The sequence below is a fragment of the Enterococcus sp. ZJ1622 genome, from assembly GCF_011038845.1.
In the GTDB taxonomy this organism is placed as follows: domain Bacteria; phylum Bacillota; class Bacilli; order Lactobacillales; family Enterococcaceae; genus Enterococcus_B.
Map to the genome: position 1 here is coordinate 244,348 of NZ_JAAKDW010000003.1, position 16,084 is coordinate 260,431.

A 16,084-nucleotide genomic window follows, 5' to 3' on the forward strand; every position below is an offset into this window, starting at 1 on the left:
AATGAGCAGAAAAAAGAACTTTATTCCAGAAGTTGGCCAAGAAGTCGAATGCTTTTGTTGCGATTCAAAGCGTGATACGCCATGGTTATATCCGTTTGAAGGATACGTAAAAGAAGTTTATGACAATTCAGCAATGATCACCATTAAAACTACTCATCCAGAAGATGACAGTTTAGTGGTTAGATATGGTGGTCGAACGATTGTTTCTTTTTCAGAAATGAGGGCTGCAGAATGAATTATTTTAAATACTTACTAGATGTCGCTGCTAATTTTTTAGGATGTGGACTTGTTTTGGCAATGGCAATGATTGTATTAGCAGGAGTAGTCAAATTTGGTGTACTGCTTTGGCAGATGATTTTTTAGGAGGAAAACAATGGACGAACTAATTACAAAAGTAGAGAAATGGGCAAGAGAAAAAGGCTTGGATCAAGCTGATTCTAGCAAGCAAATGCTTAAAACGGTCGAAGAAGTTGGTGAGGTTGCTGCTTCTCTAGCTAGAAAAGATAAGCATGGTTTAAGAGACGGAATTGGAGACGTAGTAGTAACCTTGATTATTTTAGCTATGCAAAACGATATGGATCTGTACGAGTGTCTGAACCAAGCATACAACGAAATCGAAGGACGTAAAGGTGTAATGGTTGATGGTGTGTTTGTGAAGCTAGAAGATTTACTGGAGGACGGCGAATGAAATTTTATGTAATTAAGTTTGGTCAATATTTTTACAGAAAAAGTAATCAATTTATAAATGTTGCTTCATTGAATTTAACTCCTTTATTACAAGATTCTCAGTGGTTTCGTAGCTATGAAAATGCAAGGGAAACTGCGGAAAAATTTGGTGGTGAAGTTAAGGAATGTAGTGTATTGGGGGTGGAAAATATGGAGGACAGCAAATGATAGGTTTAACAATATTTTGGTGTGTGATTGGTGGCTTATTAGCAATTCTAGGATTTCACCTTATTTGTAAAAGTAGAAAAGGGGAAAAATATACAGTGGCAGGGATTGTCCTGTTAATTATCGGCATTCTAGTTGCGATTGGTGCAGAAGTGAACCTTTATTTAAACGGTACGACAGAAGATTTGATGTGGTTCTTATTATGGACAAGGAGATAGGAGTATAGCAAATGATAACTGCGAAGAGTTATTTCAGCGGTGCAGGCGGTATGGATTTAGGCATGCTAGAAGCGGGAATCGAAATTTTAGAATCCTTCGAGATTGACCAAAAAGCAGTCAATACTTTGAAAAAGAATTTTGATCATAAAATCAATCAAAGTGATATCACTAAAATTACAGTGTTGGATCAACAAGATGCAGATGTGTACATCGGTACTTTTCCGTGTACGAGATACTCGAACATCGCTGACATAAGCGGGACAAGAACAGGAGATGATTTATTCCTTCACTTCTTTCGTCATATTGCACTTGCAAAACCAGAGGCATATGTGATTGAAAATGTTCCTGGAATGCGTAAATTTCAAGTTGTAATGGAGTGTATGACAAAACTACCTGATTACTATGTACGAGTCGAATGTCCTGTAAACGCGAATTGGTGGTTACCGCAGGAAAGGAAGCGGCTGATCGTCATAGGTACGAGGAAACCATTTGATAATCTTGAATATCCAATGGCTGTCGAACAAACGCCAATAACAGTTGGGGATATTTTAGAAAATGATCCTGAAATCCATATTCCAGACTACGTTTACAAGCGGCTAAATGGAGAGTATCGTGACAAACCGATTATTACAACGAGAGACGGAATTGCGCCGACTTGCGTCGCACATTATGCCAAAGATCGTAGCACCCGCTTAGTTGATGATGGTAATAATATCAGACCATACAGCGTACTGGAATATCAACGACTCCAGGGATTCCCAGACTGGTTCAGATTTGAAGGTACAGATAACGACGCTTATCGTCAAATAGGAAATGCCGTACCTGTAGATATGGGTAGATGGATTGGTAAACAGTTAGTTAAATATTTTAGTTAGGAGGAGCAGCGATGAAAATAATTGAAGATATTATTCGTGAGCTAAATCTAAAGTGTACTGCTTTAAAAACAAATTCAGTGACTATTGAACAGACAGATGGAAATGACGAATTTAAATGTAATTCTCATGTATCTGATTTTAATAAAGGGAAAATAGAAGGGTTAAGCGAAGCTAAAAAGTTGTTAGAAGAAGTCAAGCAACTAGACGAACCGCAGAAGCCAGTGGTGCCGAAGTTTGTGGCTGATTGGTTTGAAGAGAACAAAGATGATTTAGATAATGCTATTTTTGGATATCTTGTATTTTGGGAGGAACGAGACACCGATAGCGCCCTATATCAGTGGTTTGCTAAATCCGAAAATAAACCAATCGAAACCCTCATCCGTATGAAAGACGGCTATGAGGTCGAGAAAGAGCCGTTGTATTATGTTTATTTACCGAAAATAATCGCGTCACCAGAAATGTTTTTTCCAGACATCGAAGGGGCTTATTTAATGAAGAGTGACGATGAAATTGAACTAGCCGATAATAATGACTTCGACGATATGAAATTCACAGAACAAGAAATCAAAGCAATTGATGAAAGATATTGGCCATTTGCTGTGCCAGTGGAAGAGGTGGCTGAAGGATGAAGCACAAAGACAAACTGCTAGATATCAGAGAACACTTGGATAATGCGTTACATCAAGCGATATCTATAGAAAGGATCAGAGAGGAAACCGAAACTGCTTATGAGCTGGTTGATAGCTTAGTCAAAGATGAACCACAACTTAACGACAACCAGAAAATCGTGTTGGAGTGGTTGAAAGAGAAAACTTGTAAATGTAACAAACCTGTCTATCCAATGAATTTAGTAAGAAAAGCAGTTGAAAAAATGCCTGTAGAAATTGTTAATTACTACGATCACTTAAGTGATAGAGAAGAATTCCAAGTTCTAGCAGCATTCGCTCAATGGGGATTAGAACAGGAGGAAAAAGAATGATCTATCCTTTTATCTTTATTGTACTTTTCATTGTCATGTTAGTAATTATCCAAGAGGGGAATAAGAAATAATGGGAAAGACGAAATCGAAAATCAAGAAGAAAAAACGCCGTTTGGAACAAAAGTCGATCCAGAATGGAACGGCTAACGCAAAGCTTTTGAAGAAGGGAGAAATTATGGATGGAAAAAATCGAAAGAACGATTACTAGTAACGAAGTAGCGGAAATGGTGGGGCGTACACATGACAACGTGTTGAAAGATATTCGAAATATCATCAAACAAATCGGTGGCGTGAAAAATCACGAGTCCTATTTTATTGAATCAACGTATACAAATTCTCAAAATAAAGAACTACCAAACTACTTGTTAACTAAAAAAGGATGTGAGTTATACAGTACACGTATGACAGGAGCCAAAGGTGCACAATTTGCAATGGCCTATATTGAACGGTTCAATCAAATGGAAAATCAATTGAAGGAAGTAACACCACCGATTAGTAATACCGAATTGCTTTTAGAAACAGCGCTAAAACATGAACGAAATTTAGCAGCAGTAAATGAACTATTAGATAAATTAGAGACGGAAACGATCATCAATTCTAGTCAACGTCGTAAAATACAGGGATTAGTTCGATCTACAGTAATAAAAATACTAGGCGGTAAGAAAAGTAATGCCTATAAGAATAAGAGCATAAACAGAGCTGCGTTTAGTAATTGTTACAATCAATTGAAAGCAGTATTTGATGTGGCTTCTTATATGGATATTCCAAAAGCTAGATTCATAGAAGCTATAGATTTAATCCCAAAATGGAAACCAGATTTAGAATTACAAGCTAGGATTAATCAAGCGAACGGGATTTCTAGTTTGTGGTAAAAGAACATAAAAATAGACAGTCACTTTGTGGCTGTCTAGATATATTATATTTGTTATTAAAATAAAAAATTCCGAAAATTTTTAGATAGAGGAAATAAAAAAGCACAACTTAATAAAAGTATTTGAGCAATGCATAAAATAAAGAGAATACTCTTGTGATAGGTATAAAAGAAATAAATATGCACAAGTTCTTCTAATATGTTGAGCAAAAGAAAAGTGATGTAATTTCTTTTTTTAATTTTTTTATTATAAAGTAAGTTGAATCCTAATTTGATATCTAACATCAATAAAATTAAAAGAAGTAATTTATATATAATTACAATTCCAGTAAGCTGCTCTGTAAATTTAAAAAATAAAAAAATAATTGTTGGTACAGGAATATAAATGATAACAAATGTCATAAAAAAATAAACAATAAAAGGCATAATTTCCTCCAGAGTTTTTAAGATAAAAAACATTGTTTATTTTATGATAACAGAAATTCATATTATTATTTATAACTTAAAATTATAACTACTATAGTATTTTTATATAAAAATAGACAGCCAGTAATGGGCTGTCCCTACATAGTATGGCGAATTGTAACAAAAATCTTCTCTCATTATAACATAAAAGGAGCGATTTTGCTTGATGGATTTATTACGAGAAGTAGATTTCAAACAAACAAGAGATAATGCTAGAAATGTTTTAAAGAATTTTAGACGTTTAGAGCGTATAGCAGGTCGCTCTTTGATAGATATTAAGTCGCCGATTATTACGGATATGCCGAAGGCACCGAAATACGGAAACAAGGCAGAGGATGCATTGGTCCAGATGATGGATATAGAAGCGGAGAGAGATGCGATTCTAGCGGCTTTGATGTCTCTTAGTCTTATTAGTCGTCAGATACTTTACTACAGCTTCTGTGTACCAGATAGCTTCTCAAACTACAGGATTAGCCGTGAAGTGGGCTATTCAGAAAGAAGCATACAACGGATGAAGTCGGAAGCTCTAGTAGAGTTCGCAGAAGCGTATAAACACGGAAGAATAATTGCATATAAATAATTTGGCGGTTTTTTGGCGGAATGATGGCGGTTTTTAGCCATTTACCAGTGATATTATGGTAGTGTCGAAAGATTAGTGATAGGTCTGAGACAAAATAAAAAAGAACATCGTTGTCTATTGTCACATGATTAAGCTTGATAGACAGCAGCAAACAAACTAAAGGATGTGGGGTTCAGCTCCTACAACATTAGTTCATATGTTGCTGTCTATTATAAAATTGTTTAGAAATAGACAAAAACTATATATAAATCAAAACATTTTGTTTCCTTTATGTATTTAGTGTTTGTTCTATAGATATATGTTAAAGTCTTAGTTAAGATAATACTTATATAATAAATAAAAAGTGATTATGGGTTTAAAGGATTATTTTGAAAGTTAAGCCAAAAACATTGTGAAAAAAAGGTGATAATATGGAAAAAATTCTTTCTATAATAGGTACAGGTATACCAGGTTTTTTAAGCTATTGGTATTTAAGTAAGCAAGGTTTACTAGATTTTAATAAAGACCGAAAAGATGAAAAAATAATTGTTTTATCGGCATTTTCAGCGTTAAATATTTTTTTTACGTTAATTGCTTCAATTTTATTATATAAATATTTCAATATAAATTTGAAATTTGAAAATATGAATATTTCTCAGATATTGATTGTTTTTATTTTGGGAGTCCTAATCAGTATACTGTTTACAACTACTCTATACCCTTTTGTTATTGATAAAGCAATACAGAAAATCGATAATAAAATTAATGAGAAGGGAAAACCCAATTTAATAAACAGACATATTTTAAAAGAACTTCTGTATAATAATTCCAATAAATATCCTGCTATTTATTTGTTTGAGCGTAATGAAGAGAAAACTTTTATAGAGAGTGGGTTTCTAGAATATTTAGGGGATATAGAAGATAATCTACAACTAATGCTATCAGGCAAAACTTTTAGTACAACTGAAAAAATAGAATATGAAGAAGTTTTAAAAATGTTCAACGGAGATAAATATAAAACAGAAGATAAACATATATATATAGATATTAAACAGAATATAATAATGTTTATCTTCTTTATAGAAAAGGAATAATTATTTCTTCTCTATTGGCGGTTTAACTTGATTGGTAGTTGGAACTTGAATTCCCAATCCTCGCTCTTCGTATATAGGTGCAGGGCGGTTGTAACTATGTTCTGGCGTTTTTTTATCACTCATATTAAATTCCTTTTGTTTGTATTTCAACGGACCACTCGCTGATAACTAAAATTATACACTTAGTATTTATTTTCACAATATCTGTGGTAAGATTTTACTGAGGTGATATTAATGGATATGGAAGAACAAGTAAAGTTATGGGGATTACCGAAAGCACTTAAAAATAAAGATATTAAATACAAGTTTGAATCTAAATTGACTACTGATGATGGAGTTAAATTTTCTTTACTTGATGGGAAAGAAGAAGTATTTATCATGAGTTTTTACTCAGGGAAAAATTATCTGAAATTACGCCGTAATAGTAGTCCTTATCTAGTGTTGAAATTTATTTGTGTTCCAAATACTAATTGTAGACATAGAGGGATATCAACATTCTTTTTAAAGAAATTTTTACAGTTTGCTAAGGATAAAGAATATAGAGAAATACATTTAGCAGTGTCTCCAGAGCAAACAGAAAAAGAAGGATACAGCTTAGAAAATGGCATGAATAAAGAAGAATTGCAGAAGTATTACAAAAATTTTTTAGGACGTGATCCTGATATAAAGCTAATATTTAAATGAATTTAATAGTTAAAATACCACTCAAAGAGTGATCTTTTTATTTTAGGAGGAATTATGAAGTTACTATCCATTATCACCTTACCAGCAATTCTAATTGGATTTGCCCATGCCTCTGTGCATGTTTCGCCACACGTTTCACCTCATGTTTCTACTCACAGTGCGCCACATGTTAGTTCTCACTCATCATCGCATACTTCTGGTAAAAGCAGCAGTACGTCGAAAGGTAGTGGAGCTAAGTCGACTAGTCCAAAAACAAGTAAACCTAGCAGCAAAAGTTCTAGTGTAAAGAGCAGTTCAAGTAGCTCACATTTATTTTGGCATCCTTGGTGGGGCACAAGAAACAGCAAAGAGAATAATGATGTGAGTCATATAAAGAAAGAAATCAAAGAATTAAACAAATCAGATCAGAAAAAAATTAAAAAATACGTTGATGAATTAGTTAAGTAAAGATCATTCATGTTTTATGGATGGTCTTTTTATTTTGCGTAAAGGAGGCACGACAATGTATAGACCGCAATACTTAGAACAGAAGTATGAAGTAATTACTGTTCATGATGGTAGCAGCAGGGGAGTCTGGGAATTTAGAAGACCATCAAAGGTTGATACATACAAGCGAAAGGACAGTAATGAAGTTGTTCCCTTTCGCAAAAGGAGAAAGATCAAATGAGAAACTACTGGTATGTATCACTATCGAATAAGTATCCACAACCAAATACAGATGATCCAATTAGAATTGTCCAATCAGTCCAAATTAAAAAGAAGTACTCCATCATTGAAATGACCAGGGAAGCAGCACCAGATGAGATCGATAAGTACAATCTTCGTTACTGTGGCCATGGCTATTTCAGCGAGCAGAACATACAGACGAATATTGGGAGGTACATCAAATAAATGATAACTATGATTACATCAAGTTAATTGAAAAGATAAGAGCAGAGAAAGATATGGATGAACTGGCCACATTGTTTATGAACATCATTAGCCTAGTTGGGTTAAAGATGGATGAAGTAGCGGCACTAAATTATTTCATCGCTGAGCAAACAATTAAAGCTGAACACAATGCTAAGTTTTTGAAAGAAAGACTTGGGCTTGATGTTACTGAGCTAGAAGTGGACGGTGTTCTTCAAGTGCAGCGAGCGTTGGTTAGTACTTATATATCAAAAGAAACAGAGAAAGTGGGAGGATGAATAATGTTTAGAAAGAACAAGAGAGATATGTAAATGAAAGAAGCTAGGCCTAGAGACGAGATAGACAAACTCTATAAGACGAACAAGTGGAGGGAGCTTAGAGAGCTAGTCATAGCAAGAGACTTTGGTGTATGTCAAGAGTGTCAACGCAGAGGGGTAGTCACAAGAGGAGTAGTTGTCCATCACCTAATCGAAGCAAGAGAAGATATAACTAAGTTCTGGGACATAGATAACCTAGAGCTTGTTTGTCTTGCCTGTCATAACAAAGAACATCCTGAGAAATCAGGAGGAGAAAAGAAAGTTAAAACGAAGAGAAAGGTAGTGAAGTTCTATGCCACAAGAGAGTAATGCAACAAATAAACAGATTGAGTCTTTAGATCGTCTCATTAAAGAAATTGAGGAATTAAAATCAGCTGTTTTGAATGGAACTGTGATTATAGAATCAACTTATGAATCTCGTGAGACTAATTACGAAGTGCTAGCGTCACCTAGATTAGCATATGAGAGTTTAAGATTGGAAATCGAGCTTAGGAGAAGCAAAGACAAGTAGCCCCCCTATCAAAGAAAGGAGCAATTAGGAATTTTTTTGACCGGTGAGCTCCCTCCTTCACACAAATACCGCTTTTCAAGTTTTTTTAGAAAGGAAAACTAATGGATAAGAACAAGATAACAAAAGAAAATGTTATTAAATTGGGTTTAAAGCCTAGAAAGACAGTGTACTTGTTTTATTTGAAAATACTATTTAAATATTTTTTCAGTTCTCAAACTGTAGATCAGGCTATCAAAGATATAATTGAAAAAGATGGCATTAAAAGGTATTACAAAATAGTTAGAAAAAATTAGGATAAAATACATTGTGAAAGAAGGTGATGAGATGCCACAGCCAGCTAAGAGCGCAAAGTTGCAATTGTTGCAAAAGAATCCTAACAAAAAGAACACTAAAGAATTAAAGAAGCGTGCAGACGCAGAGGACCGCCTACAAATGAAAAGCGACAACATCAGAGCGCCTGAATGGTTAAATGAATCTGCAACAAAAGCGTTTGATTTCTTGAAAGAAGAGTTGCTTGAGATAGATTTAATTACGAACGGTGATGTTTATCCGCTGGCTATGTATTGCTATTGGTACTCAGAACATTTAAAACTGCAAAATCAAGCAGCTAGAGTGCAAAGAGATTATCCAGAAGATATTGGCAATCCACTGATCAAACAATTGGATACTTGTTCAAAAAACATGCGGTCTTTTGGAAGTGACTTGGGGTTATCACCTTCAGCTAGAGCTAAATTAGCTATAAAAATGGCTCAAAGTGAGGATGATGATGAATGGACCTGATGTCATTATCATATTCAGAACTTGAAAGATGGTGGGCTGATTACAAAGAAGAACAAGCTTCATGGGGAGGCATCTTATTAGAACCATATCCTGAACTGTTAACCACTTGGTATGCTGAACGATTGATTGATGGATCTATACCAGCAAGCAAAGAAAACATCCTTGCTGCTAAACGTCATGTATTAGATTTAGAACGACAAGGAACAGAAGAATTTCCGTGGATTTTTGATGAAGAAGTAGGGCATCGTCCTATTCGTTTTATTGAAGATAATTGCCGTCCGACTGAAGGAGACTTTGACCGATTTATTTTGCAACCATGGCAACATTTTATCATCGGTTCGATGTTCGGATGGATTCATAAAGACACAGGAATTCGACGTTTTCGTGAAGCTTTGACATTCGTTGGTCGTAAAAATGGAAAGACATCTCTCATAAGTGGGCTATCTGCTTACATGCTTGGATATGATCATGAGCAAGGTGCCAATGTCTATGTGTTGGCCAATGCAAAAGATCAAGCGTCTATTTTGTTCGATAAAACCAAAGAAATGGTGAAACAATCGCCGCGTTTGGATAAAAAATATAAGCCACAAAGATCCTTAATTAAGGATGAGGCTACTTTCTCTAAAATGGAAGCTCGAGCATCTGATAGTAAAAAGCTGGATGGCTTAAACACTCATTTTGCGATTTTTGATGAAATCCATGAATTCATTAATTTCAAATTGATCAATGTAATAAAAAAATCTCGTGGTACACGAAGACAACCGCTGATCGTTTATATAACTACAGCTGGTTATGTTCTGGATGGGCCGCTTATGCAATATTATGACAATGCACTCGATTGTTTAGAACATCTCGAAGATGGGCTAGATGAACGGGTTTTTTATTTTGTAGCAAAGCTAGATGATGTTTCTGAAGCGGATGATCCAAGAAACTGGATCAAAGCTAATCCAAATATCGGATTAATGTCATTTGTTGATTTGGTAACTGATTGGAAAACAGAACGTAATAGTCCCCAGGAACGAGCGGACTGGATCACTAAGCAGTTCAATCTATTTTCTGACATAGACGAACTATCGTTTCTGGATATGCAGACAATCAATAAGAATAACAAAATAATTGATTGGGAAACGATGGAAGGAGAAGAATGTGTTGGGGGATATGATTTATCAGAAACGCAAGATTTCACATCGGCTAATTTAGAGTTTCCTATTTACGAAACTGGAGAAATAGCAGTTCTAGAACATAGTTGGATTTCGCAAGAGAGATATAACAACGACAATAATAAACAACGGTTGGATGCTTGGATAAAATCAGGTGATCTAACTGTGACACCAGGCAGTTATGTCGATTACCAGTTTGTTTTTGACTGGTTTGTTGAACAATCAAAAAAATATAAAATACTGAAAATCAGATATGACAGGAGAAACAGTTTGATTTTGAATCGGCAAATGATTGACTATGGGTTTGTGATGGAAGAAGCTATTCAGGGCTTCACTACTCTTGGTGGTCCGATGAAAGATTTGAAAGAACGCTTCTTAGACGGGAAAGTAATTTATAACCAACAGAAAATTTTTAGGTGGTATCTTTCTAACGTGAAGCTAGTTCAAGATCGCAACACTAATTGGATGCCGACAAAGCAATCGAAGAATAGGAAAATAGATGGTTTTGCTGCTGTATTGAATAGTCATGTCAGCGTAGTTGAAATGTTTGCTACAAAATCTAAACAGAGCGGAACTATTGGTTTCATAAGCGTCAGAGAAATGATGAAGGGAGGTAAATAATGAATAAGTTTCAAAAAGTGGTTAATAGAGTAACTCCAAAATTTATCAAACAGGCAATTATAAAAGATTACTCAACCAGTAGTAACTTTAAGGCTTGGTTTGGCAAGACTTTTTTTGGAATAGAAAATTCAACTCTTGAAACAAATGAAAATATTTTTTCAGTCGTTTCTCGTTTAAGTAATACATTGTCCAGTCTACCATTCAAAAAATATCTGAATTACGATCAACAATTCGATGAGTCTATGGACCGATTAATATATTTTCCTAATAAAAATCAAACTTTGGACCAAATAATTAATGTACTTGAAGTCAGTAGGAATACAAATGGAAACGGCTATGCTTTGATTATTCGAGACTTTCGAGGGCAATTTGATACTTTGGTCCCTTTCAATCCAAACTATGTTGAACCAGTAATTGAACAGGATAGTAAAGAATTATGGTATCAAGTGAATAATGATGGTAAAACTTTTTATTTTCATAATACTGATGTTATTCATGTCCGACATATCGCAGGAAACGGAAATTGGAAGGGAATAAGTCCAATTCAAGTATTGAAGAATTCGAATGATTTTGATAAAGCGGTCCGCGAATTTTCTTTAAAAGAAATGCAATCTTTACGAGATTCATTCATCTTAACTTATAACACTAACGTTGATGAAGAAAAAAGAAAAGCCGTAGTGGAAGATTTTCGACGTTTCTATGAAGAAAACGGTGGCGTGCTTTTTCAAGAGCCGGGTGTAACCATTGAAGAAATGAAACGGAACTTCGTAGCAACTGATATGAAAATCACTGAGGAAATTACTCGAGATCGTATTGCTAATGTTTATAACGTTCCTAGCATTTTTTTGAACTCTGACAGTAGCAGCTTCTCATCAAATGAGCAGTTGATGCAACTATTCGTTAATATGACACTTACTCCGATTGTGAAGCAATATGAAAGAGAATTTAATAAGAAAATACTTCAAAAAACTGAAAGAATAAAAGGATACTACTTCAAGTTTAACATGATGGGATTGCTTCGCGGAGACAGTGATGCACGCCAAAAATTTTATCATGGCGGAATACGCGACGGTTGGATGTCTCCTGACGAAGCGAGAATGTTAGAAGAAATGCCTCCGCGTGGTGGTAAAGCTGCTGATCTATGGATTTCAGGTGATATGTACCCACAAGAAATGGATCCAACCTTAAGAAAATCGAATAAATCTAGTGAAACAGACGTAACTAAAAGTAGTTAGGTCTTTTTTATTTTGCCTTGAAAGGAGGGTTGAAATGAAAAAGTTTTGGGAATGTAAACAGTCTGCTAATCAAAATGAAGCAGACGTTTTTATATTTGGAGAAATTGTCTCCTACAAATGGGACGACACAGACACTACTGCAGCAAGTTTTCAAAAAGATTTGAAGGAGCTTGGAGAAGTTAGTCAGATTAATCTTCACATAAATTCACCAGGCGGGTCTGTTTTTGAAGGAATTGCAATTGGAAATATGTTGCGACAGCACAAAGCACGTGTTGTAGCTCATGTGGATGCTTTAGCAGCTTCGATTGCCAGTGTGATTGTAGCAAGCTGTGATGAAGTCATTATGCCTGAAAACAGCATGTTAATGATCCACAATCCTTGGACAATCTCAATGGGAAATGCCAGAGAGCTACGTAAACAAGCAGACGATTTGGACAAAATAGCTGAATCTTCTGTGGTTACGTATTTAGCAAAAGCTGGCGAAAAGTTAACAGAAGAAAAAATAAAACAAATTATGGATGAAGAAACTTGGATGTCTGCTCAGGAAGCATACAGTTACGGTCTTTGCGATGTGGTTGAGTCAGCTAATCAAGTTGCAGCTTCAATCAGTCAAAAACTGTTTGAAACGTATCAAAGAGTTCCAGAAAATCTTTTGGACTCTAAACAAGAAAACTCGAGAGACCAAGAAAAAATAGAAAAAATCGTTGAGCATGCAAAACAAAACAAAGTCTTGATAAGCACAATTCTAGGAGGATTATAAATGAAAACACTGTATGAATTAAAACAAGATTTAGCTACATTAGGACAACAAATTCAAAAACAAAACGATACGATTATGCAAAAAGCAACCGATCCAGGAACGAGCGCTGAAGAGCTAGTTCAAATGCAAAAATCAAAAGATGATTTACAACAACGTTTCGATATTATCAAAACTCAACATGACCAAATGGAAGCAGAACAAAAGGCTAATTTGTCAAAAGGACAATTTACCACTTCTGAAAATCCTAAACAAAAAGTAATTGATGCAAAAGCAGAATTGATTCGTAAAACCATTGCAAAAGAAGCTGTTCCATCAGATATTTTACAAGCATTAGGTGATGATGATGCGTCAAAAGGCGGGAAATTCTTACCAAAAACAGTAGCCACTGACATTATCTCTGAGCCAGTTGTAAAAAATCGATTAAGAGATGTTTCGACTATCACAAACATTCCTAATTTAGAAATTCCAAAAATTTCTTTCACGTTGGATGACGATGATTTTATTGCAGATATGGAGACAGCTAAAGAACTGAAGGCAAAAGGGGATACAGTAACTTTTGGACGTCATAAGTTTAAAGTGCTTGCTGGTATTTCTGAAACTATCTTAGCTGGAACAAATACGAACTTAGTTTCAACTGTAGAGCGTAATTTACAGTCTGGTGTAGCTGCAAAAGAGCGTAAAGTTGCGTTTGCTACAACTCCTAAGCCTGGCGAAGAACATATGAGTTTTTATGACGAAACGGAAGTAAATATTAAAAAAGTCGAAGGTGAAGATTTATACAAAGTAATTAAAGCTGCTATTGCTGATCTACACGAAGATTATCGTGAAAATGCAAAAATCATGATGAAATATGCGGATTATTTAAACATCATCGAAACCCTAGCTAACGGAAGTGCCACTCTTTATACAGCACAACCTGAACAAATTTTAGGAAAACCAGTAATCTTTACTGATGCAGCTGTTACCCCTGTTATCGGAGATTTTTCATACTCACACTTTAACTACGATATCGGTGCGACGTACGAACAAGATAAAGACGTGAAAACAGGTATTAACTTGTTTGTTGTCACAGCATGGTTTGACCATCAGATTAAACTGGCTTCAGCGTTCCGTTTAGCTGTAAAAAAAGTGTAGCCCCGGCAGTCGTCGGGAAAGTGACCCCGACTGCAGATGGGGCAACTATCGAACTTAGTTAGGCGGTGTATTCATGATTCTAGATCCTAAAAATGAACAAGATTTAGAAGAAATAAAAGAGGCAATTCGCGAAGATTTTTCTGATGATAATACCGGCATTAAACGATCAGCGGCAGCTGCTATTGCATATATCAAAGGAACTATTGGACAAGATAAGCCTTCTTTTTATGAAACAGATAACGAGTACACAGATCTTTTAAACCTTTCTATCTTGATGCTAACGGATCATTACTATCATGCGCGCTCAGCCACCATCGAAACATCGAATGCAACTGGGGGATTAAGAGAGTATGACTTAGGATTCAACTCTCTTATTCTTCAACTCAAAGCGAGTTATAAAGTATTCAAAGAAGGTGAGTCTACTGAAAAGATCTAGCACAAGAAAATTAAACACAAAAGTTTTCTTTTATCAATATAAACCTTCAAATGGGCCTGAACCCGGTAATGATGAGGAAAAAATATTGTATAAAACAAGAGCTGAAATATACGATCCATCAATGAAGGACCTTGAAGTTTTGAATGGATTAGATAGTAAACTGGCTGTCACTCTGGTGATGCGTGATCCGAGAAAAAAGTATACTCCGGACAATAAAGATTTTGCAGAAATAATTGATTATCGATATTCCGGACTCAGATGGAATATTGTGGAAGTACGACATGATTTAGCCTCGAATGAGTTTGTCACACTTTTGTTAGCGGTGATAAACGATGAGTAATGTAAAGTTTGAAGGCATTCAAGAAACAATCCAGGCTTTAGAGAAAAAGTTTGGAGAAAAGAAAACTAAGACATTAACAAAAAAAGCAATCAATGCCGGCGCTGAAAAAGTAGAAAAACAGTTGCAAACGGATATGACCGTTTTTAAAGACAAAGGTTATACGATCGATGAGGTTGTACGTAAGAACGCAACGTATAGAAATTACAAGGCAGAAGCTGAAATCGGTTGGAATGGTCCTCACCAGCGTTATAGAATCATTCACTTAAATGAATGGGGATATACACGAAAAGGCAAGCAAATTAGGCCAAGAGGTTTTGGCGTAATCACTAAATCGCTTAAAAATTCCGAGCCATTGTATTTTGATGCTGTTGGGGAGGAGGTTAAAAAGAGATTATGAAAGATATGCTTAATATCATTTATGAGGCTCTTTGTTTGAATGAGTATATTCGTTCAATGACATATAACGAGAATACCGAGCAATATCGTATTAAATTTTATGAGCAACCTGAAACCGCCGATAAAACAGGTCCAATGATCACGCTTCGTCCTGTAGATACACCTAACGAGGCATACCATGGAAGCAACAAAGAGCTTTCTGTGGAGCATATGATACAGATTGATGTTGAATCGAAATATAGAGCAACATGCAAACAAATTCAATATGAGATAAAAAAAGAGATGAAAAAACTAGGCTTTGGCCAAATTTCCGGGCAAGGGTTAGATGAATACTTTTCTGAAACAAAACGCTTTGTAGACGCACGTCGTTACGAAGGAAATACAAAAATTTATGATACCGAATATTGAAATTAAGACACGAAATCATCGTGTCTTCAGACTGTAGACAAACTCCTAAATTTGGAGTGTTGTTTGCAGTTTTTTTGTTTTATACTCATTGTATAAACTATTCTGGGAGTGATTCTAATGATGAGAAAACAATCGATTGAAGGTAGAAATCAATTTGCTATGTTAACAATTGATGATCTTGTACCTAAAGATCACTTAGTTCGAAAGATTGATGCAGCGATTCAGTTTGATTTCATTTATCCCATTGTAGAATCTACGTATTCGACCTATGGTCGTCCCAGTATTGATCCAGTGGTCTTAATTAAATTAGTATTTATCCAATATTTATTTGGTATCCGTTCGATGAGACAGACTATTAAAGACGTTGAAACAAATGTTGCTTATCGTTGGTTTTTAGGTTATTCATTCGAGGATCCTATCCCGCATTTCTCTACTTTTGGT

28 protein-coding genes are annotated in these 16,084 nt (G+C 35.3%); 27 read left to right on the top strand and 1 reads right to left on the bottom strand.

Features of this window, described 5'->3' with window-relative positions; translation table 11 throughout:
- Nucleotide 1: 1 nt before the first annotated feature.
- The 12 genes from G7Y42_RS04480 (at nt 2) to G7Y42_RS04530 (ending at nt 5,952) form a co-directional block, all read left to right on the top strand.
- Nucleotides 2-235 carry a hypothetical protein gene (locus G7Y42_RS04480; RefSeq protein WP_165004504.1) on the top strand — a complete coding sequence of 78 codons (234 nt, stop codon included), beginning with the start codon at nt 2-4 and terminating at the stop codon, nt 233-235.
- On the top strand, nt 232-363 hold the full coding sequence (locus tag G7Y42_RS15140) for a hypothetical protein (protein ID WP_277424419.1): 132 nt from the start codon (nt 232-234) through the stop codon (nt 361-363). Before G7Y42_RS04480 ends, G7Y42_RS15140 begins: the two co-directional genes overlap by 4 nt.
- A gap of 10 nt (nt 364-373) precedes the next feature.
- Nucleotides 374-688, top strand: coding sequence for a MazG-like family protein (locus G7Y42_RS04485; protein WP_165004472.1), 315 nt, complete (start codon nt 374-376; stop codon nt 686-688).
- Entirely contained in the window at nt 685-894 is a 210-nt protein-coding gene (locus G7Y42_RS04490; protein WP_165004474.1) for a hypothetical protein, read from the top strand. The genes G7Y42_RS04485 and G7Y42_RS04490 overlap by 4 nt, the downstream gene beginning before the upstream one ends.
- Nucleotides 891-1,109 (top strand): phosphocarrier protein HPr domain protein, encoded by a 219-nt coding sequence (locus tag G7Y42_RS04495; protein ID WP_165004476.1) that lies wholly within the window; start codon nt 891-893, stop codon nt 1,107-1,109. The genes G7Y42_RS04490 and G7Y42_RS04495 overlap by 4 nt, the downstream gene beginning before the upstream one ends.
- 11 nt (nt 1,110-1,120) lie before the next feature.
- Nucleotides 1,121-1,984, top strand: a complete 864-nt coding sequence (locus G7Y42_RS04500; RefSeq protein WP_165004478.1) for a DNA cytosine methyltransferase — start codon at nt 1,121-1,123, stop codon at nt 1,982-1,984.
- 11 nt (nt 1,985-1,995) lie between these two features.
- Nucleotides 1,996-2,613 (top strand): DUF1642 domain-containing protein, encoded by a 618-nt coding sequence (locus G7Y42_RS04505; RefSeq protein ID WP_165004480.1) that lies wholly within the window; start codon nt 1,996-1,998, stop codon nt 2,611-2,613.
- Nucleotides 2,610-2,963 carry a hypothetical protein gene (locus G7Y42_RS04510; RefSeq protein WP_165004482.1) on the top strand — a complete coding sequence of 118 codons (354 nt, stop codon included), beginning with the start codon at nt 2,610-2,612 and terminating at the stop codon, nt 2,961-2,963. Before G7Y42_RS04505 ends, G7Y42_RS04510 begins: the two co-directional genes overlap by 4 nt.
- A 70-nt stretch (nt 2,964-3,033) precedes the next feature.
- Complete coding sequence (locus tag G7Y42_RS04515) at nt 3,034-3,171, top strand: hypothetical protein (protein WP_165004484.1); 138 nt, start codon at nt 3,034-3,036, stop codon at nt 3,169-3,171.
- Nucleotides 3,143-3,835, top strand: a complete 693-nt coding sequence (locus tag G7Y42_RS04520) for an ORF6C domain-containing protein (RefSeq protein ID WP_165004486.1) — start codon at nt 3,143-3,145, stop codon at nt 3,833-3,835. The genes G7Y42_RS04515 and G7Y42_RS04520 overlap by 29 nt, the downstream gene beginning before the upstream one ends.
- A 630-nt stretch (nt 3,836-4,465) precedes the next feature.
- Complete coding sequence (locus G7Y42_RS04525) at nt 4,466-4,879, top strand: ArpU family phage packaging/lysis transcriptional regulator (protein WP_165037825.1); 414 nt, start codon at nt 4,466-4,468, stop codon at nt 4,877-4,879.
- A gap of 410 nt (nt 4,880-5,289) precedes the next feature.
- On the top strand, nt 5,290-5,952 hold the full coding sequence (locus G7Y42_RS04530) for a hypothetical protein (protein WP_165007447.1): 663 nt from the start codon (nt 5,290-5,292) through the stop codon (nt 5,950-5,952).
- On the opposite strand, the gene G7Y42_RS04535 is transcribed toward G7Y42_RS04530, so the two are convergent.
- Nucleotides 5,953-6,102, bottom strand: coding sequence for a hypothetical protein (locus G7Y42_RS04535; RefSeq protein WP_165007444.1), 150 nt, complete (start codon nt 6,100-6,102; stop codon nt 5,953-5,955).
- An 84-nt stretch (nt 6,103-6,186) separates the two neighbouring features.
- On the opposite strand from G7Y42_RS04535, the gene G7Y42_RS04540 reads away from it, so the two are divergent.
- The 15 genes from G7Y42_RS04540 to G7Y42_RS04610 form a co-directional block, all read left to right on the top strand.
- On the top strand, nt 6,187-6,636 hold the full coding sequence (locus tag G7Y42_RS04540) for a hypothetical protein (protein ID WP_165007441.1): 450 nt from the start codon (nt 6,187-6,189) through the stop codon (nt 6,634-6,636).
- A 54-nt stretch (nt 6,637-6,690) separates the two neighbouring features.
- Complete coding sequence (locus tag G7Y42_RS04545) at nt 6,691-7,083, top strand: hypothetical protein (RefSeq protein WP_165007438.1); 393 nt, start codon at nt 6,691-6,693, stop codon at nt 7,081-7,083.
- 216 nt (nt 7,084-7,299) lie between these two features.
- Entirely contained in the window at nt 7,300-7,527 is a 228-nt protein-coding gene (locus G7Y42_RS04550; RefSeq protein WP_165007435.1) for a hypothetical protein, read from the top strand.
- Nucleotides 7,524-7,823 (top strand): hypothetical protein, encoded by a 300-nt coding sequence (locus G7Y42_RS04555; RefSeq protein ID WP_165007454.1) that lies wholly within the window; start codon nt 7,524-7,526, stop codon nt 7,821-7,823. Before G7Y42_RS04550 ends, G7Y42_RS04555 begins: the two co-directional genes overlap by 4 nt.
- Before the next feature lie 33 nt (nt 7,824-7,856).
- On the top strand, nt 7,857-8,171 hold the full coding sequence (locus tag G7Y42_RS04560) for an HNH endonuclease (protein ID WP_165007432.1): 315 nt from the start codon (nt 7,857-7,859) through the stop codon (nt 8,169-8,171).
- Between the two features lie 526 nt (nt 8,172-8,697).
- Nucleotides 8,698-9,153, top strand: a complete 456-nt coding sequence (locus tag G7Y42_RS04565) for a phage terminase small subunit P27 family (RefSeq protein WP_165007451.1) — start codon at nt 8,698-8,700, stop codon at nt 9,151-9,153.
- Nucleotides 9,144-10,934 (top strand): terminase large subunit, encoded by a 1,791-nt coding sequence (locus G7Y42_RS04570; protein WP_165007429.1) that lies wholly within the window; start codon nt 9,144-9,146, stop codon nt 10,932-10,934. The genes G7Y42_RS04565 and G7Y42_RS04570 overlap by 10 nt, the downstream gene beginning before the upstream one ends.
- On the top strand, nt 10,934-12,169 hold the full coding sequence (locus G7Y42_RS04575; RefSeq protein WP_165007425.1) for a phage portal protein: 1,236 nt from the start codon (nt 10,934-10,936) through the stop codon (nt 12,167-12,169). Before G7Y42_RS04570 ends, G7Y42_RS04575 begins: the two co-directional genes overlap by 1 nt.
- 34 nt (nt 12,170-12,203) lie before the next feature.
- Nucleotides 12,204-12,929, top strand: a complete 726-nt coding sequence (locus G7Y42_RS04580) for a head maturation protease, ClpP-related (RefSeq protein ID WP_165007421.1) — start codon at nt 12,204-12,206, stop codon at nt 12,927-12,929.
- A complete protein-coding gene (locus tag G7Y42_RS04585) occupies nt 12,930-14,063 on the top strand; it encodes a phage major capsid protein (RefSeq protein WP_165007418.1) in 1,134 nt (377 codons plus the stop codon). It begins immediately after the preceding gene.
- A 73-nt stretch (nt 14,064-14,136) separates the two neighbouring features.
- Nucleotides 14,137-14,499, top strand: a complete 363-nt coding sequence (locus G7Y42_RS04590; RefSeq protein ID WP_165007415.1) for a head-tail connector protein — start codon at nt 14,137-14,139, stop codon at nt 14,497-14,499.
- A gap of 85 nt (nt 14,500-14,584) precedes the next feature.
- Nucleotides 14,585-14,839: a phage head-tail adapter protein gene (locus tag G7Y42_RS04595; RefSeq protein WP_225610375.1), complete on the top strand. Its 255-nt coding sequence runs from the start codon at nt 14,585-14,587 to the stop codon at nt 14,837-14,839.
- The gene (locus G7Y42_RS04600) at nt 14,832-15,236 is read left to right on the top strand and encodes a hypothetical protein (protein ID WP_165007412.1); all 405 of its coding nucleotides are present in this window, start codon (nt 14,832-14,834) and stop codon (nt 15,234-15,236) included. Before G7Y42_RS04595 ends, G7Y42_RS04600 begins: the two co-directional genes overlap by 8 nt.
- Nucleotides 15,233-15,643 carry a hypothetical protein gene (locus G7Y42_RS04605; protein WP_165007409.1) on the top strand — a complete coding sequence of 137 codons (411 nt, stop codon included), beginning with the start codon at nt 15,233-15,235 and terminating at the stop codon, nt 15,641-15,643. Before G7Y42_RS04600 ends, G7Y42_RS04605 begins: the two co-directional genes overlap by 4 nt.
- 117 nt (nt 15,644-15,760) lie before the next feature.
- Nucleotides 15,761-16,084 (top strand): transposase (locus G7Y42_RS04610; protein ID WP_165037823.1); only part of this gene is annotated, 324 nt, incomplete at its 3' end.

Excerpts from the sequence above, each read along its gene's own strand:
- G7Y42_RS04480 (WP_165004504.1), top strand. The coding sequence starts at position 2 with ATGAGCAGAAAAAAGAACTTTATTCCAGAAGTTGGCCAAGAAGTCGAA.
- G7Y42_RS15140 (WP_277424419.1), top strand. The coding sequence starts at position 232 with ATGAATTATTTTAAATACTTACTAGATGTCGCTGCTAATTTTTTAGGA.
- G7Y42_RS04485 (WP_165004472.1), top strand. The coding sequence starts at position 374 with ATGGACGAACTAATTACAAAAGTAGAGAAATGGGCAAGAGAAAAAGGC.
- G7Y42_RS04490 (WP_165004474.1), top strand. The coding sequence starts at position 685 with ATGAAATTTTATGTAATTAAGTTTGGTCAATATTTTTACAGAAAAAGT.
- G7Y42_RS04495 (WP_165004476.1), top strand. The coding sequence starts at position 891 with ATGATAGGTTTAACAATATTTTGGTGTGTGATTGGTGGCTTATTAGCA.
- G7Y42_RS04500 (WP_165004478.1), top strand. The coding sequence starts at position 1,121 with ATGATAACTGCGAAGAGTTATTTCAGCGGTGCAGGCGGTATGGATTTA.
- G7Y42_RS04505 (WP_165004480.1), top strand. The coding sequence starts at position 1,996 with ATGAAAATAATTGAAGATATTATTCGTGAGCTAAATCTAAAGTGTACT.
- G7Y42_RS04510 (WP_165004482.1), top strand. The coding sequence starts at position 2,610 with ATGAAGCACAAAGACAAACTGCTAGATATCAGAGAACACTTGGATAAT.
- G7Y42_RS04515 (WP_165004484.1), top strand. The coding sequence starts at position 3,034 with ATGGGAAAGACGAAATCGAAAATCAAGAAGAAAAAACGCCGTTTGGAA.
- G7Y42_RS04520 (WP_165004486.1), top strand. The coding sequence starts at position 3,143 with ATGGAAAAAATCGAAAGAACGATTACTAGTAACGAAGTAGCGGAAATG.
- G7Y42_RS04525 (WP_165037825.1), top strand. The coding sequence starts at position 4,466 with ATGGATTTATTACGAGAAGTAGATTTCAAACAAACAAGAGATAATGCT.
- G7Y42_RS04530 (WP_165007447.1), top strand. The coding sequence starts at position 5,290 with ATGGAAAAAATTCTTTCTATAATAGGTACAGGTATACCAGGTTTTTTA.
- G7Y42_RS04540 (WP_165007441.1), top strand. The coding sequence starts at position 6,187 with ATGGATATGGAAGAACAAGTAAAGTTATGGGGATTACCGAAAGCACTT.
- G7Y42_RS04545 (WP_165007438.1), top strand. The coding sequence starts at position 6,691 with ATGAAGTTACTATCCATTATCACCTTACCAGCAATTCTAATTGGATTT.
- G7Y42_RS04550 (WP_165007435.1), top strand. The coding sequence starts at position 7,300 with ATGAGAAACTACTGGTATGTATCACTATCGAATAAGTATCCACAACCA.
- G7Y42_RS04560 (WP_165007432.1), top strand. The coding sequence starts at position 7,857 with ATGAAAGAAGCTAGGCCTAGAGACGAGATAGACAAACTCTATAAGACG.
- G7Y42_RS04565 (WP_165007451.1), top strand. The coding sequence starts at position 8,698 with ATGCCACAGCCAGCTAAGAGCGCAAAGTTGCAATTGTTGCAAAAGAAT.
- G7Y42_RS04570 (WP_165007429.1), top strand. The coding sequence starts at position 9,144 with ATGGACCTGATGTCATTATCATATTCAGAACTTGAAAGATGGTGGGCT.
- G7Y42_RS04575 (WP_165007425.1), top strand. The coding sequence starts at position 10,934 with ATGAATAAGTTTCAAAAAGTGGTTAATAGAGTAACTCCAAAATTTATC.
- G7Y42_RS04580 (WP_165007421.1), top strand. The coding sequence starts at position 12,204 with ATGAAAAAGTTTTGGGAATGTAAACAGTCTGCTAATCAAAATGAAGCA.
- G7Y42_RS04585 (WP_165007418.1), top strand. The coding sequence starts at position 12,930 with ATGAAAACACTGTATGAATTAAAACAAGATTTAGCTACATTAGGACAA.
- G7Y42_RS04590 (WP_165007415.1), top strand. The coding sequence starts at position 14,137 with ATGATTCTAGATCCTAAAAATGAACAAGATTTAGAAGAAATAAAAGAG.
- G7Y42_RS04600 (WP_165007412.1), top strand. The coding sequence starts at position 14,832 with ATGAGTAATGTAAAGTTTGAAGGCATTCAAGAAACAATCCAGGCTTTA.
- G7Y42_RS04605 (WP_165007409.1), top strand. The coding sequence starts at position 15,233 with ATGAAAGATATGCTTAATATCATTTATGAGGCTCTTTGTTTGAATGAG.